The organism is Microvirga sp. ACRRW, assembly GCF_022346925.1.
Classification (GTDB): domain Bacteria; phylum Pseudomonadota; class Alphaproteobacteria; order Rhizobiales; family Beijerinckiaceae; genus Microvirga.
In genome coordinates, this window is record NZ_JAKRNJ010000002.1 from 150976 (window position 1) to 166178 (window position 15203).

The 15203-nt window shown below is 62.5% G+C and carries 9 protein-coding genes; 3 read left to right on the plus strand and 6 right to left on the minus strand.

Translation table 11 applies throughout. From position 1 onward, the window contains the following. Positions 1 to 356: 356 nt before the first annotated feature. On the plus strand, positions 357 to 833 hold the full coding sequence (locus MHY87_RS04985; protein ID WP_239350014.1) for a nucleoside deaminase: 477 nt from the start codon (positions 357 to 359) through the stop codon (positions 831 to 833). Positions 834 to 944: 111 nt separating this feature from the next. Here the strand turns inward: MHY87_RS04985 and MHY87_RS04990 are convergent, their stop codons facing one another. From MHY87_RS04990 to MHY87_RS05000, 3 genes are all read right to left on the minus strand, one after another. Next, on the minus strand, positions 945 to 1853 hold the full coding sequence (locus MHY87_RS04990; RefSeq protein WP_239350016.1) for an alpha/beta fold hydrolase: 909 nt from the start codon (positions 1851 to 1853) through the stop codon (positions 945 to 947). 64 nt (positions 1854 to 1917) lie between these two features. Next, positions 1918 to 3195 carry a phosphoribosylamine--glycine ligase gene (gene purD, locus MHY87_RS04995; RefSeq protein ID WP_239350018.1) on the minus strand — a complete coding sequence of 426 codons (1278 nt, stop codon included), beginning with the start codon at positions 3193 to 3195 and terminating at the stop codon, positions 1918 to 1920. A gap of 116 nt (positions 3196 to 3311) precedes the next feature. After that, on the minus strand, positions 3312 to 10007 hold the full coding sequence (locus MHY87_RS05000; protein ID WP_239350020.1) for a cadherin domain-containing protein: 6696 nt from the start codon (positions 10005 to 10007) through the stop codon (positions 3312 to 3314). A gap of 284 nt (positions 10008 to 10291) precedes the next feature. Here MHY87_RS05000 and xseA point away from each other — a divergent pair, with 284 nt between their 5' ends. Next, positions 10292 to 11869, plus strand: a complete 1578-nt coding sequence (xseA, locus tag MHY87_RS05005) for an exodeoxyribonuclease VII large subunit (RefSeq protein WP_239350022.1) — start codon at positions 10292 to 10294, stop codon at positions 11867 to 11869. A 64-nt stretch (positions 11870 to 11933) separates the two neighbouring features. Further along, positions 11934 to 12158 (plus strand): DUF2093 domain-containing protein, encoded by a 225-nt coding sequence (locus MHY87_RS05010; protein WP_239350024.1) that lies wholly within the window; start codon positions 11934 to 11936, stop codon positions 12156 to 12158. Here MHY87_RS05010 and lpxK read toward each other — a convergent pair. From lpxK to MHY87_RS05025, 3 genes are read right to left on the minus strand one after another with little or no spacing between them, the layout of a single operon-like run. Beyond that, the gene (lpxK, locus tag MHY87_RS05015; protein WP_239350026.1) at positions 12155 to 13168 is read right to left on the minus strand and encodes a tetraacyldisaccharide 4'-kinase; all 1014 of its coding nucleotides are present in this window, start codon (positions 13166 to 13168) and stop codon (positions 12155 to 12157) included. The two genes, MHY87_RS05010 and lpxK, sit on opposite strands and share 4 nt — an antisense overlap. After that, complete coding sequence (locus MHY87_RS05020; RefSeq protein ID WP_239350028.1) at positions 13168 to 14457, minus strand: 3-deoxy-D-manno-octulosonic acid transferase; 1290 nt, start codon at positions 14455 to 14457, stop codon at positions 13168 to 13170. Before MHY87_RS05020 ends, lpxK begins: the two co-directional genes overlap by 1 nt. Further along, positions 14454 to 15188, minus strand: coding sequence for a lysophospholipid acyltransferase family protein (locus MHY87_RS05025; protein ID WP_239350030.1), 735 nt, complete (start codon positions 15186 to 15188; stop codon positions 14454 to 14456). The genes MHY87_RS05020 and MHY87_RS05025 overlap by 4 nt, the downstream gene beginning before the upstream one ends. Between the last annotated feature and the right edge of the window lie 15 nt (positions 15189 to 15203).

The following is a 15203-nucleotide window of genomic DNA, read 5'->3' on the forward strand; positions in this document are numbered from 1 at the left end:
CGCTGCGAGCACGGAACGGTTTGTCGCCACCCTCGGAACGGCTGCGGAAGGGGCGGTCCCCATCTTCGCGGCGGGCACGAAACGGCTTATCGCCCTCAGGCCTCGGGCGGCGCGGGCGCTCGTCGTTGTCGCGGCTGCGGAAGGGCTTGTCGCCTGCGGCGTGGGGCTTGCGCGGGCGGTCGTCCTCTCCCCGGGCACGGAAGGGGCGCTCGCCGCCTTCGCGGGATTTGCGGAAGGGCCGGTCACCGGAGGTGCGGCCACGGTCGGAGCGTCCCGAGGAACGGCCCTTGCGATTATCGTCGTTGCTGTCGGTCATAGGAGCCTGATAGCAGAGGAAGGGAACAGAAGCGAGTGACATGAGAAACGCCGATCGCAAGCCATCCGATCCAGCCGGGCCCGACCCGATGAGCGTGGCCTTCGAGGAGGCCCGCGCCGCCGCCGGGCGCGGGGAAGTGCCGGTTGGGGCCGTCATCGTCAAGGACGGCCGCATCGTCGCCTCGGCCGGCAACCGACCCCGGGAGCTGCGCGACCCATCTGCCCATGCGGAAATGCTCGCCATCCGCCGTGCCTGCGAGGCTGTGGATGATGAGCGGCTCTCCGGCTGCGATCTCTATGTGACGCTTGAGCCCTGCACCATGTGCGCGGGTGCGATCTCCTTCGCCCGCATCCGGCGGGTCTATTACGCCGCCCACGATCCGAAGGGCGGCGCGGTGGACAATGGCGTTCGCTTTTTCGGCCAGCCTACCTGCCACCACGCGCCGGAGGTGTATGGCGGCATTCGCGAAAGCGAGTCGGCGGCGCTGCTGAAGGAGTTCTTCGAGGAGCGACGCTGAGGAGACAGTCATCCCGGACGAAGCGAAGCGCAGATCCGGGATCGTGTGCAGAATGGAGAGCCATTCTCGTCGTGCGATCCCGGGTTCTGCTGCGCAGCCCCGGGAGGACGTTTAAGACTTCAGAAATTCCTGCAAGGCCTCCAGCGTCGCGCTTGGATTCTCCTCGGCTACGAAGTGACCGGAGGTCACGCCGAGGCCGTGGGCATGCGGGGCAAAACTTTTGCGCCAGATCTCAAGAGGCTGCTGGCTGTCTCCGACAGGCCCGCTGACGAGTTCGTAATCGCTCCAGATCAGATAGGTCGGACACTGAATTTTCTTAGCCATCGCGAGGTCGGCTTCGTCCGCTTCGATGTCGCGCGTGGCTCCGGCCCTGTAATCCTCGCAGAAGGCGTGGATGCGAGTGGGCTCGTTGCAGCTCTGCCAATAGGCATCGAGCGCGCGCGGATCGAACGCGTCGAGATCGCCCGCGGCGGACCAGGCCTTCATCAATCCCTCGAAATAGGGAATGGGATCGCGGGTGATCTCCTCTTCCGGTTGCGGATAGGCCTGCGAGAGATAGCCCCAATGCGCTTCGGGAATTTTGCCTGAGCGCATCTGCTCCCACACGTGGTACGTCGGCAGGATGTCGAGCAGCGCAAGGCGCTCCACGCGGCCAGGATGGTCGAGCGCCAGACGGTAGCCCACCCGCGCGCCGCGATCATGACCGATCACGGCGAAATGCACGTGACCGAGAGCTTCCATGACGCGGATCACATCCTGGCCCATGGCGCGCTTCGAATAGGTTTCGTGCTTCGCGTCGCCCTTCGGCGCGGTGGACCAGCCATAGCCGCGCAGATCCATGCACACGACCTTGTGCGTCTCCGCGAGCGTCGGCGCCAGGTGATGCCACATGGCATGCGTCTGCGGAAATCCGTGCAGCAGCACCAGCGGCGGACCGTCCCCCTTCGAACGCGCGAAGATGCGTCCGATATCCGTGTCGATCCAGTGACTTTCGAAACCGGGGAAGAGATCGCTGCTCATGAAATGGCCGCTCACTGGTTGTGAAGAGGAAGCATTCCTGAACTTAGGGGAGACGAAGCTTTTGTCAGCCCCGCTCACGCTCCACGGCGCGCCAGCCAATATCGCTGCGGCAGAAACCTTCCGGCCAGTCGATCCTGGAAACGGCGTCATAGGCTCTCGCTTGCGCATCTGTGATCGATGACCCGAGCGCAGTGACGTTCAGCACGCGTCCGCCATTCGCGACGATCTTGTCAGCATCAAGCTTTGTGCCTGCATGAAAGACGATAACGTCATCGAGCGTTTCGGCCTTGTCGATGCCGCGGATCTCGGAGCCTTTCTCCACCGTTCCGGGATAACCTTTCGCTGCAATGACGATGGTGAGAGCAGCCTTGTCGGACCAGTTGAGCGAAACGCTATTCAGTTTGCCGTCAACGGCTGCGAGCAGAGCCTCGACGAGATCGGAGTTCAGCCGCGGCAACAGCACCTGTGTTTCAGGGTCGCCAAGGCGGGCATTGTATTCGATCAACTGCGGCCCATCCTTCGTCAGCATGAGACCGGCATAGAGAATGCCCTTGTAGGGCATGCCGCGCGCGGCCATGCCTTTCAATGTCGGCTCGATGATCTCGAGCATGACGCGCGCCTGCAACTGAGGGGTGAGGACGGCTGCAGGAGAATAGGCGCCCATGCCGCCCGTGTTCGGACCCTCGTCGCCGTCGAACACACGCTTGTGGTCCTGCGCCGTGCCGAACGGAATGGCGTTGGCGCCGTCGCACAACGCGAAGAAGCTCGCTTCCTCGCCTTCGAGGAAGGCCTCGATCACGACTTCGGCTCCGGCAGCGCCCAATCCGCCGCCGATCATCATGTCAATGGCGGCTTCCGCTTCTTCGAAGGAGGTGGCGACCACGACGCCCTTGCCGGCGGCAAGGCCGTCCGCCTTCACGACGATGGGAACGCCGTAATTGCGAACATAGGTCTTGGCGGTTTCCGCGTCCGTGAAACGCCGATAGGCGGCGGTGGGGATGTTGAACTCGGCGCACAGATCCTTGGTGAAGGCTTTCGAGCCTTCGAGCTGGGCGGCGGCCTTGCTGGGGCCGAAAGTCTTGATCCCCGCAGCCGTCAGGTCGTCCACGAGCCCGGCAACGAGGGGCGCTTCGGGACCCACTACGACGAAACCGATGGCCATCGTCCGACAGAAATCGATCACCGCCTGATGGTTGGTCACGTCCAGGACTACGTTGGTGCCGTGCTGCGCCGTGCCGGGATTGCCTGGGGCGATGAAAAGGCGCTGGCAGAGGGCGCTGGCCGACAGGGAGCGCGCCAGGGCATGCTCGCGGCCGCCCGAACCGATGAGAAGGATATTCATGGCTTCAAGCCCTCCGTGAAGACGATCCGGCTCTTAGCTGCTCGGGCGCCTTTCGCCTACCCCGAAAATGCGTCAGGCCAGACAGTTCCGGAGAACCGGTCCGGCCTGTGGAGGGGTCAGATGACCAAGAAGTCAGCGGCGGTCATCTTGAGGTTCTTGGTGATGGTCGCGAATTTGACCGCCGCGCCTTTGCCCGAGCCGTCGGCATCGTAATAGAGGATGCCCTTCTTGTTGTCGTAGATGATGTAGTCGTTCGCATCCTTCGCCTTCGGCCCTATGGTGAAGAATGACTTGTTCAGCGTGCCGGTCTTGGTGAGCTTTTTGAAGATCGCATTCTCCAGCCGGATCGTGTCGTCCTTCACGTTGAAGTCCACGATCTTGTCGACGTTCCTGCTCTTGTCGAGCTTGCTGTCGAACACGAACGCATCCTTGCCGGCATTGCCGCGCAGGGTGTCGTTTCCGACGCCGCCATAGAGGAAGTCGTCGCCGGAACCGCCCGAGATGACGTCGTTTCCGATGCCGCCCTTGATCGTGTCTTTGCCCGCCGAGCCGGTGACGTTCTCACCCATCCAGTCGGTGACGCCGACGACGAAGGATTTCTCGAAGGTGAACATGCCGTCGCTGACAAGCACCTTGATGGTGTGGGAAGTGGCCTGCTCATAATCGATAAGCAGGGAATTGTTGGCGACGATCGTGTTTCCATCCAGGCGGAAGCGCCCACCGGCGGAGTCGGTGAGCGTGAAATTGAAGGCCGATCCCGGCTGACCGGAAGCTGACAGAGTGCCCACCACATCGCCGGCGGTTGCTTCCCGCACAGCGTTGTCGCCGTCAAGCCCAATGTCCCTCGGCGCACGGTTCGCGACAATCGTGCGCACCGACACATCCTCATTGACGAAAGGCATTGCCGCATGAGCCGCGTCGCTCACCTTAATCGTGAACGTCGTCGTCACAAGGGTGCCGGCTTTTGCATCCGGCCGGTCCGTCGGGTTGAACTGGACCATGCGCATGACGAGCGCGAGGGCATCGGCCTTGGCGGTGAAGGTATAGGTCTTAATGCCGCCCGATATGCTTGCGCTTCCACCACCAGAGACGAGATCCGCCGGAACGACCAGATCACCATCCGCTGCATTGAAGCTGATGGTGGCAGTCAGTGTGTCATTCTCCGCGTCAGCGAAGGTTACGCCCTTGAAGGGGTTTACCGCCGTTCCGTTATCCGTCGCATTGGTGACCTTCTTGTCTCCGGGAACAGTTGGGATCGTGGGAGCGTGGTTGACCGGTGTCTCATCCACGTCGTTCAGCCGGATCACGAACTCCTTCTCGAAGGAAAGGCCACCCTTGTCCGTGACACGCACCTTGATGGTGTGGGAAGAGGCCGCCTCGTAATCGAGGCGAGAGCCATCCTTCACGCGCAGCCTGCCGTTGAAGATCTCGAAACGCCCGTCAGCATCGTCTTCCAGCGTATATGTGAAGGTGTCGCCGATATTATCGTCCACAGCCCCAAGCAAGCCGATGAGCGTGCCGTTCTTGGCGTTCTCATTGACGGAGAGGGTCGAGAGGGTGATGTCTCTCGGGGAGACGTTGGCCGGTGCCTCGGCGACATCGTTGAGAGAGATGCGGATCACTCTCTCGATGGAATGACCACCATCCTTCACGCGCACCGTGATGTCGTGGAAAGGCGCCGTCTCATAATCGAGGAGAGCGCCATTCGCGACCAGGATGGACTTGCCGTCCGCTCCGATTTTAAACCGCCCGCCTGCGGAATCGATAAGCTCATAGGTGTAAGTGTCGGTGGCATCGCGGTCGAGAACACTCAACGAGCCGACGAACGTGTTGTTGCTGGCATTTTCGTCCACCGAACCGCTCGAGAGGATGATGTCGAGAGGTTCCTCGTTCACATTGTTGACGGCAATGGCGATGACCTTCACGAAGGTTCCGCCCTTGCCGTCCGAGACCTGTACCTTGATCGTGTAGGACGTGGCGGATTCGTAATCGATCCGGCTGCCGTCTGCGACCAGAAGCCTGGTCTTGGTGGCATCGAGCTTGAAGCGCCCATCCGCATCGTCGAGGAGTTCATACGCGAAGCTGTCACCGATATCCGGGTCGATGGCACCAAGGCTGCCCACCTCGATATTGGCATCGGCATTCTCATCGACCGACCCGTTGCCCTTCATGCCGCCTGTGAGCGTGATGTCGACGGGCGCGCGATTGGCGGGGACGCCCATGGGGCCATCATCGACGTCGACGAGATCGATGATGAATTCTTTCTCGAAGGAAAGCCCACCTTTGTCGGTGACGCGCACCGTGATGGTGTGTGAGCTGGCCGCCTCATAATCCAGGCGGCTTCCGTCTTTTACGCGCAGCTTGCCATTGAAGATCTCGAAGCGCCCGCCTGCATCGTCGACGAGGGAATAGGTCAGGACATCTCCAATGTCCGCATCATCGGCATCGAACAGGCCGATCACGGTACCATTGCCGGCATTCTCCAGGACGGAGCGCGCGGAAATCCTGATGTCGGCCGGAGCACGATTGGGAGCAGCTTCGGGAAGATCGTTGAGAGTGATCCTGATTACACGCTCGATAGAATGGCTGCCGTCCGTAACCCGCACGGTGATGTCGTGGAAGGAGGCGGTCTCATAGTCGAGAAGCGCTCCATTCGCCACCAGGATCGATTTTCCGTCCGCTCCGAGCTTGAAGCGCCCCCCGGCATTGTCCACTAGCTCATAGAGATAGGTGCCGCTCGTATCCCTGTCGATGACGCTCAGAGAGCCGACGAAGATGTTGTTGGCTGCTCCTTCATCGATGGGGCCACCGGAAAGTACGATGCCGGTCGGCTCTTCGTTGATGTTGTTGACCGCAACCGTGATGGACTTGGCGTAGGTTCCACCCTTGCCGTCGGAAACCTCGACCCTGATCGTATAAGAGGCCGCCGCCTCATAGTCGATGAGGCTGCCGTCCGCGACCACGATCTTTGTCTGGGTCGCATCCAGCTTGAAGCGTCCGCCCGCATCGTCGAGGAGCGTATAGGTGAAGCTGTCTCCGGTATCGGGATCGACGGCGCCGAGGCTACCGACCACGGTTTCTTCGCCGGCGTTCTCGTCTACCGAAGCGTTGCCTTTGGCTCCGCCGGAGAGGGTAATGTCGACAGGCGCGCGATTGGCCGGCCCGCTCGTGGACTCATCCACGTCCGTGAGTTCGATCACGAACTCCTTCTCGAAGGAGAGGCCGCCCTTGTCCGTGACGCGGACCTTGATGACATGCGATGTCGCATTCTCGAAATCGAGGCGGGAGCCGTCCTTGACGCGGATTTTGCCGCCGAAGATCTCAAAGCGCCCATCTGCATCATTGACCAGGGTATAGGTGAACGTGTCCCCGGCATTCGGGTCGGTCGCGCTCAAATCTCCGATGATCGTGCCGTTGCCGGCATTCTCGAGAACGGATCTCGACGAGAGCGCGATATCCGTCGGAGCCGCATTCGGCGGAGCCTCGGCAATATCGTTGAGGGTAATGCGGATCACACGCTCGATGGAGTGGCTGCCGTCCGTGACACGCACCGTGATGTCGTGGAAGGGGGCCGTCTCGTGGTCGAGAAGCGCGCCGTTGGCGACCAGAATCGACTTGCCATCCGGACCGATCTTGAAACGCCCGCCGGCATTGTCGACAAGCTCGTAGAGGTAGGTGCCGGAAGAATCCTGGTCGATGACTCCCAGCGAGCAGACGAAGACATTGTTGGAAGTGTTTTCGTCCACCGGGCCGCCGATGGCGACGATATCGGTCGGCGCTTCATTGATGTTGTTGACGGCGATAACAATGGATTTCGTGTAGGTTCCGCCCCTGCCGTCGGCAACATCGACCTTGATGGTGTAGGATGTTGCCGCTTCGTAATCGATGAGCTTGCCGTCGGCGACAACGATTTTGGTCTTGGTGGCGTCGAGCTTGAAGCGTCCGCCTGCGTCGTCGAGGAGCGTGTAAGTGAAGCTGTCGCCGCTGTCGAAATCGATGGCGCCGAGGGTGCCGACCACGGTTTCTTCGCCAGCGTTTTCATCCACCGAAGCGTTGCCCTTAGCTCCACCGGAAAGGGTGATGTCGACAGGCGCGTGATTGACGGGTTCCTCGGGAACATCGGTCAGGGTGATGACGATGCTCTTCTCGTAGGTCAGGCCGTCCTCGTCGGTGGCAAGCACGCGGATGGTATGCGAGGAGGCGGCTTCGAAATCGAGCTTGGAGCCGTCTGCAACCAGGATTTTCGTGCCGGTGGCATCGAGCATGAAAAGGCCGCCGGCATCGTCGACGAGGGTATAGGTATGCGTGTCGCCCGCATCCTGATCGACGGTGCTCAAGATGCCGACTTCGGTACCGTCAGTCGTGTTCTCTGCAATGACTGTCTTGGAGAGAATGATATCCGTCGGCGCGTCGTTCTTGCCCAGGACGCCCACGGTGATGGTCTTGACCTGGGTCATGCCTCTGGCGTCGATCACGAGCAGGGTCAGAGTGTGAACGGCCCCATCGGGGTCCTCGAAATCGAGGAGCGTGCCGTTCGCTACGCGGATCTCGTTGCCGACGATCTTGAAGCGCCCGCCCGCATTGTCGACAAGCGCGTAACTGATCGCATCGCCTTCCGGGTCGAAGCCGGCCAGTGACGCGACGAGCGTCCCGGTCACAGCGCCTTCCTCAACGACGAGTGCACCCGCAGGGCCAGTGCCCGTGATGACCGTATCGGGCCGCTCGTTCACGTCGGTGATGCCGATGGTGATCGTCTGCGGAGCGCTGACGCCGCCTCTGCCGTCATCGGCATAGACCGTCAGCGTGTAGTATTTCTTGCCCGAGGCCAGCGCCTCGTAATCGAGCACGGTGTCGGGCGCGAGCTTGATCTGGTTGGTCAGGGGATCGATGACGAAGAGTCCGCCCGCATCGCCACTGGGAGAGAAATGGAATGTGACCGGATCGCCGTTCTTGTCCGTCGCGCTCAGGACGCCGATGAAGGTGTCGATGGTCGCATCTTCCGCGATGGCCGTGCCGAGGCCGCCGTTCAGGCGGATGTCCGTCGGTGCATCGTTGGTGTCGGCAATGTCGTTGACGGTGATCAGAACCGTCTTCGTGATGGAATCGCCGGCCTTGTCCTTCACGGTGATCTTGATCGTATGCGTCTTGGCAGTCTCGTAATCGAGGCTTTCGCCGTCCTTCAGGCGGAGCTCATTGCCGACGATAACGAACTTGCCGCTTGCGTCTTCCGCGAGCGTGAAAGTGAAGCTGTCTCCGGAATCCGCATCGACACCGTCGAGCGTGGCGATGAGGCCGGTCTCGTCTTCGTCCACGGATGTGCGCGAGAGCGTGACGCCGGTGGGCGCGCGGTTCTCGGCTACATCCTTCACGGTGATCGTGATGGACTTCGTGTAGGAGAGGCCCGTCTGATCCGTCACGGTGATCTTGATCGTGTGCGACGTAGCGGTCTCGTAATCGAGACTTTCGCCGTCCTTCAGGCGAAGTTCATTGCCGACAACGACGAATTTGCCGCTTGTATCCTCCGTCAGCGCGAAGGTGAACGTATCTCCCGCGTTGGGATCGACGCCATCCAGCGTGGCGACCACGCCTGTGACGTCCTCGTTCACGATCGTGCGCGAGAGAGTGACGTCGGTGGGAGGCGAGTTGGTGAAGTAGCGCTTCTGATAGATGCCGTAGCCGTCGCCGTCCTGGCCTGCGGATTGCCATGTGACGATCCAGCCGTCGCTCAGCGCCGTGACGCTCGGCATCTCCTGATTGCCGGCGGTAGTGGTGTTGACGAGCATGTCGGCGGGGCCTGCCGCATTGCCGTCCTTGTCGAAGGCCTGCAGATAGATGCCGTTGCCCGAGCCGTCCTGGCCTGCGGATTGCCATACGACCACCCAGCCTCCGTCCTTCAGGGCAGTGACGATGGCGGGCTCCTGAAGGCCGCTGAGCGTCGCATTGATGCGTTGCGGCGCAGAGAAGAGCGCTACGCCGTCCTTGTTGAAATGCTGCTGAACGATATCGCCGCCGGTACTGTAGGTGGTCCAGGTGACTATCCAGCCGCCATCGGCGAGTGCCGTGATGCTGGGATAGACTTTGTAATCGGAGGCCGTCGTCTCGACAGGGAGATCTGTGGCTGCGGAGGCGACACCGCTCGCGCTGTAACGCTGCTGATAGATCGCATGAGCCCCTGAGGTGGTATGGGATTCCCAGGTGACGATCCAGCCGCCATCCTTCAGGGCCGTGACGACAGGACGGTTCTGATTCCCATCGGTCAGCGCATTGACCTTGGCTTCCGTGCCGATTGCCGTTCCCGAGGCGTTGTAGCGCTGCTGAAAGACACCCGGGCCAGAGCCATCCTGTCCTTCTGACACCCAGGTGACAACCCAGCCGCCGTCGGACAGGGTCGTGACGCTCGGTTGGGACTGATCGAACGTGACGGAGCCGTTGACGAGCTTGTCCGTCGCGAACAGGGCCACGCCGTTCTTGTCGTAGCGCTGCTGATAGATGCCGCCGTTCCAGCTCACATCCTGGCCTTGGGAAACCCAGGTGACGATCCAGCCGCCATCGGGGAGGGCCGTGACGCTCGGATCGGCTTGGTGGTTGTTGGTTGTGAGGTTGACGCGGATGTCGCTGGCGGAGACGGGCGCGCCTGTCTTGTCATAGCGCTGCTGGTAGATGCCGAACCCGCTGCCGTCCTGGTTATCGGACTGCCAAGTCACAATCCAGCCGCCATCGGCGAGGCCGGTTACGCTTGGGGCCCTCTGGTCCGAGGCCGTGGTGACGTTGACCCGTGTCTCGGGGCCGATCGAGGTGATGGGCGTCGGCATGACAGAACTCCCCAAGACATAGGCTTGTTGTCATGCCATTACCGCACTGCAAGAAAAGATACAACGTATCTAAAAGCTGTAACGTAACTAATTACTTTACGAGCGACCATATGCCGTAGGGGAATGCAAAATGAAGAGTTGGGTTTTTCTGTCGCCTTGAGCCTTGGCCGAAAACCGCCTGCGTCGTTCAGGCAGTGGATAGCGGAATTTTCCATGAGGATTGGCGGCGTCAACTGAGGTTCTTGGCCTTGGCAGAGGAGGGGCGCAGCGATTAGGTTCTCCTCATGTTCGCTGCAGAAAAAGCACCCTCCAACGCTCAGGAATGGTCCGTCTCGGATCTCGCGGGCGCTCTCAAGCGCACCCTTGAGGATGCCTTCGGTTTCGTGCGCCTGAGAGGCGAAGTGTCGGGCTATCGCGGACCTCATTCCTCGGGCCATGCCTATTTTTGCATCAAGGACCAGAACGCCCGCATCGATGCGGTGATCTGGAAAGGCGCTTTCGCCAAGCTCAAGATCCGACCCGAGGAGGGGATGGAGGTCATCGCCACCGGGCGCATCACCACCTTCCCTGGCTCGTCCAAGTACCAGATCGTCGTCGACAGCCTGGAGCCTGCCGGCATCGGTGCGCTCATGGCGCTGCTCGAGGAGCGCCGCCGCAAGCTCACCGCCGAGGGGCTGTTCGCCGCCGAGCGCAAGCGCCGCCTGCCGTTCCTGCCGCAGGTGGTCGGCGTCGTCACGTCGCCCACGGGCGCGGTGATCCGCGACATTCTCCATCGGCTGGAGGATCGTTTCCCGCGTCACGTGCTGGTGTGGCCCGTGCGCGTGCAGGGCGAGACCAGCGCGGCGGAAGTCGCCGCCGCCATTCGCGGCTTCAACGCCCTTCAGCCCGGCGGTAGGGTTCCGCGTCCCGATGTGCTCATCGTCGCCCGCGGCGGCGGTTCCATCGAGGACCTCTGGGGCTTCAATGAAGAGATCGTGGTGCGGGCCGCCGCCGAGAGCGATATTCCGCTCGTTTCGGCGGTGGGGCACGAAACCGATACCACGCTCATAGACTACGCCGCCGACATGCGCGCTCCGACGCCGACGGGCGCTGCCGAGATGGTGGTGCCGGTGCGCGTCGAGTTGATGGCCGGCGTCAACGATCTCTCCCGCCGTCACACGGAGACGATGCTGCGCCTCATCGAGCGCCGCCGCTCGGACCTACGTGCCACGGCGCGTGCCTTGCCGACGCCGGAAGCGCTGTTCTCGCCCAAGCGTCAGCGGCTCGACCTCGCTGCGGCGAAGCTCTATCCGGCGCTTGCGCGCAATGCACGCGGCCATGAGGAGCGGCTGCTTAAAGTGGCGCGCCAGCTTGCGCATGTGTCGCCGGTGGCGAACGTGGCGCGCATGCGTGCTAAGCTCGATGCGGTGGGCTCACGTCCCTACAACGCTGTGTGCCGCCTGGTGACATTGCGCGAGGAGACGCTGAAACAGCTCGACCGCCGTCTCGTCGTCTCACGCGAGACGCTGCTGCGCGCTGAGCGTACGCGCCTTGCCCAATCGACCGAACTCACGCAGCGCGTGTCTGAGCGTCTGGCTCCGGCCTTGAAGGGCCAGCTCGCGCGCAAGGCCGATCGCCTGGAGGCGGTGTCGAAGCTCTTCGACAGCCTGAACTACAAGTCCGTGCTCAAGCGCGGCTTCGCGCTCGTGCGCGATGCGGATGGCCAGCCTCTGCGCTCGGCCGATGCGGTGCTCGACGGGCAGCCCCTCGTGCTCGAATTCGCGGACGGCAAGGTCGATGCCACCGGCGGCCGCATCGGCTCGCGGCCGAAGCCCGTCAAGCCCAAGCTTGTCGTGAAGGAAGAGCAGGGCGCATTATTTTGAGCCCTTATTGAAAAAGCCGTCGCCCAAGCCCTTATAAGGTGCATTCAGTTTTCTGTTGGCCTGCATGATGAACAAGTTTGATCGCAGCGGCGGCGAGGCCGTCGTGCAATATCTCGACAGCAATCTCCGCGTCGTCAAACCCGGCGCTTTCGTGCGCTGCGCCGTCACGGGTGCGGAAATCCCTCTCGACGAGCTGAAGTATTGGAGCGTGGAGCTGCAGGAGGCCTACGTTTCTCCCGAGGCGGTGATGACGCGCGTCAACGGCGCGAAGTCCTCCGGCAATCACTAAGGACGCCGCAGGCGCCTGTCGCTGATCTTGCGCAGGATGAAGTTGCGCAATCCCATCTCGTCGTCCAGCTCCAGGCGGACGGGCAGAACCATGAGGTTCCTCCAGATCTCCGAGCCGTTCATGCTGGCGATGCGCACGAAGTCCTTTTCCGTCGTCACGGCCTGAAGACCGCGTGCCTCTGCCACTTTGCGAAGGCTGTCGAGGTCGCTCCGGTTGTAAGGGTGATGATCGGGAAAGGTGCGTGTCTCTTCGACAATGGCGCCGCAGGCGCGCAAGGTGTCGAAGAATTTCTCCGGTCGTCCGATGCCCGCAAAAGCCAGAACCTTTTGCCCCTGCAGTTTTTCGGAAAGCATTCGATCGGGCGAAAGTCCGCCCCTGAAAACGCGCTTGCCCAAACGCTCAGCCTGATGCGCAACGGTTTCTCCGGGCGCGCCTTTGCCGACGATCAGTACCGCATCAACGGCAGGCCATTGCGCTTCCATGGGCGCACGTAGCGGTCCCGCAGGGAGTGTCAAACCGTTGCCGATGCCGATCGCACCATCGATGACGGCAATTGCGCAGTCCTTCCTGAGAGATGGATTCTGCAAACCATCATCCATGATCAGCACAGTGGAGCCGATCTCGTGGGCCAGTCTCGCGCCGGCAGCACGATCGGCGGAGATGATGGCGGGAGCCATGGCGGCCAGCAATATGGGCTCGTCGCCGACTTCAAGCGACTTGTGCTGTGGTTGCACCTGCACAGGTCCACGAAGTGTGCCGCCATAGCCCCGCGACAGGAAGGCCGGGCTTTCCCCAGCCTCGTCCAGGATCTCTGCGATGGCGAGCGCCGTGGGCGTCTTGCCCGCGCCTCCGGCCGTGAAATTGCCGATGCAGATGACGGGCAGGGATGCGCGCTCTCCGGACTGGCGCATCCGGCGACCGGAAATGGCGCCGTAGATCGAGCTTATCGGACGTAAGATCTTCGCAAGGAAGGAGGAGCGGTCTTGCCACCAGAAGCCCGGCGCGCGCATCAGCGTCGTGCTCCGAGCTTGGCCTGCACGATGAAGGGTTCGATCGATTGCATGGTGCGTTCCACCGCGCCGCCCAGCGCCTGCACGGCTTCGCCCGCCGCGCGGGACATGTCGCGCGTCAAAGCGGTATTTGTGAGAAGCTCGCTGACGGCACGGGCAAGCGCCGTCGAGTCCTTCACCATCAGCGCGCCGCGCGCGAGATCGATGGCGGCATAGACGTCCTCGAAATTGTGGACGTGCGGCCCATGCAGGATGGCGGCGCCGAGCTTCGCCGGCTCGATGGGATTCTGGCCGCCGTGAGCCACCAGCGATCCGCCCATGACGACGATGGAGGAGAGGCGATAGAAAAGGCCCATTTCGCCCACCGTATCCGCCACATAAACATCGGTGGCGCGGTCGGGGTGAATGCCTTCCGAGCGGCGGCTGGCGCGCAGTCCTGCTTGTGCGGCAATCGCGGCAACTTCTGGCCCGCGATGCGGGTGCCGCGGCGCGATGATGGTGAGCAGATGCGGGTGCCGCTTCGCGAGCGCGCGATGCACCGCGGCGATTACGCCTTCCTCACCCGCGTGAGTGCTGGCGGCAAGCCATACGGGGCGGCCCGCGATGAGGCCGGAAAGATGCGCCACCACGCGCGGATCGGCAGGAGGTGGAGCGGCATCGAATTTCAGGTTGCCCGTCACCACGACGCGCGGCGCGCCGAGGCGGGCGAGACGCTCAGCATCGTCCTGGGTCTGGGCAAGGCACAGGGCAAAGCGTTCGAGGAGGCTCTTGATGATGCGCGGAAACTTCTGCCAGCGCTGGAACGAACGGTCGGACATGCGTCCATTGACCATCACGAGCGGAATGTGCCGCTCATCGAGAGCCATGACCGTGTTGGGCCAGATCTCGGATTCCGCGATGAGGGCGAGGTCCGGCTGCCAGTGATCGAGGAAGCGGCGCACATAGCGCGGCACGTCGAGGGGCACGAACTGATGCACAGCGCCTGGGGGGAGACGGCGCGCGATGAGCGAGGCCGAGGTGCGGGTGCCGGAGGTCACGAGCACGGCGAGGCCACGCTGGGTCAGGCGCTCGATGACGGGAAGCAGGGACAGGGTTTCGCCGATGCTGGCGCCATGCACCCAGATCAGGTGGCCCTTCGGTCTTTGACGGCTGGGGTAGCCCTGGCGCTCGCCCAGGCGCGAGCGATCCTCGCGGCCCTTCCGCTGACGCCACAACAGAAGTCCGAGCACAGCCGGTTCGAGCAGGGCCGTTGTGGTGCGGTAAGCCTTGAACAGCATCGGTATGCTCATGCGCGCGAGCCTCCCGCAAGGGCCGTCGCCGGCTTCGCGCCGGGGTCCCGGGAGCCCACGAGTGCATAGGCCCGCTCATGAATGGTATCGAGTTCTCGCTCCACTTGGAGACGGAGGGTCTCGATCGCTTCAGGACCCGCATCGCGCGGCACATGGACCGGCTCGCCGAGCACGATCGCGCCGCGCCCGAAGGGCAGGCCGATGCTGGCCTTGTCCCAGCTGTTGAAATCGATGCGGCGGCTCGTCACCACGGCAACCGGCACGATGGGGCGGCCGGACATCTGCGAAAGCGTCACGATGCCTTGACCGCAGACCCGCGAAATCTTGGGAATGTCTGCTGTCATGACCACCATCTCGCCGTCTGCCAGCGCCTTGAGCATGCCGCGCATGGCCTGGACGCCGCCTTTCTTGCGGATGTCGCGACCGCGCGCGCCCGAACCGCGAATGGCGCGGATGCCGAGATGGCGCAGCGCAATGGCATTGAACTCGCCGTCGCCGGATCGGGAGACGAGGCTCGCGGCCCTGTCTTGGGGCCGCTTGGCGAAATGGATCATGAAATGCTGCCCGTGCCACATGGCGGCGATCACGGGCATTTCGATCCGGTCATAGGCATCCGCCGGTTCCATGACGAACCGGTTCGTGCGCTGCACGAACTTGAGATAGCTCGCGACCAGGAGGCCCAAGGTCTCCTGAACCGGTCGCGAGCGCGTGATGCGTTTGAACAGACCCATCGTGGCCTTTCAGGC

Bases quoted from the DNA above. Each gene is read 5' to 3' on its own strand.
- MHY87_RS04985 (WP_239350014.1), top strand. From the start codon at position 357: ATGAGAAACGCCGATCGCAAGCCATCCGATCCAGCCGGGCCCGACCCG.
- MHY87_RS04990 (WP_239350016.1), bottom strand. From the start codon at position 1,853: ATGAGCAGCGATCTCTTCCCCGGTTTCGAAAGTCACTGGATCGACACG.
- purD (WP_239350018.1), bottom strand. From the start codon at position 3,195: ATGAATATCCTTCTCATCGGTTCGGGCGGCCGCGAGCATGCCCTGGCG.
- MHY87_RS05000 (WP_239350020.1), bottom strand. From the start codon at position 10,007: ATGCCGACGCCCATCACCTCGATCGGCCCCGAGACACGGGTCAACGTC.
- xseA (WP_239350022.1), top strand. From the start codon at position 10,292: ATGTTCGCTGCAGAAAAAGCACCCTCCAACGCTCAGGAATGGTCCGTC.
- MHY87_RS05010 (WP_239350024.1), top strand. From the start codon at position 11,934: ATGATGAACAAGTTTGATCGCAGCGGCGGCGAGGCCGTCGTGCAATAT.
- lpxK (WP_239350026.1), bottom strand. From the start codon at position 13,168: ATGCGCGCGCCGGGCTTCTGGTGGCAAGACCGCTCCTCCTTCCTTGCG.
- MHY87_RS05020 (WP_239350028.1), bottom strand. From the start codon at position 14,457: ATGAGCATACCGATGCTGTTCAAGGCTTACCGCACCACAACGGCCCTG.
- MHY87_RS05025 (WP_239350030.1), bottom strand. From the start codon at position 15,188: ATGGGTCTGTTCAAACGCATCACGCGCTCGCGACCGGTTCAGGAGACC.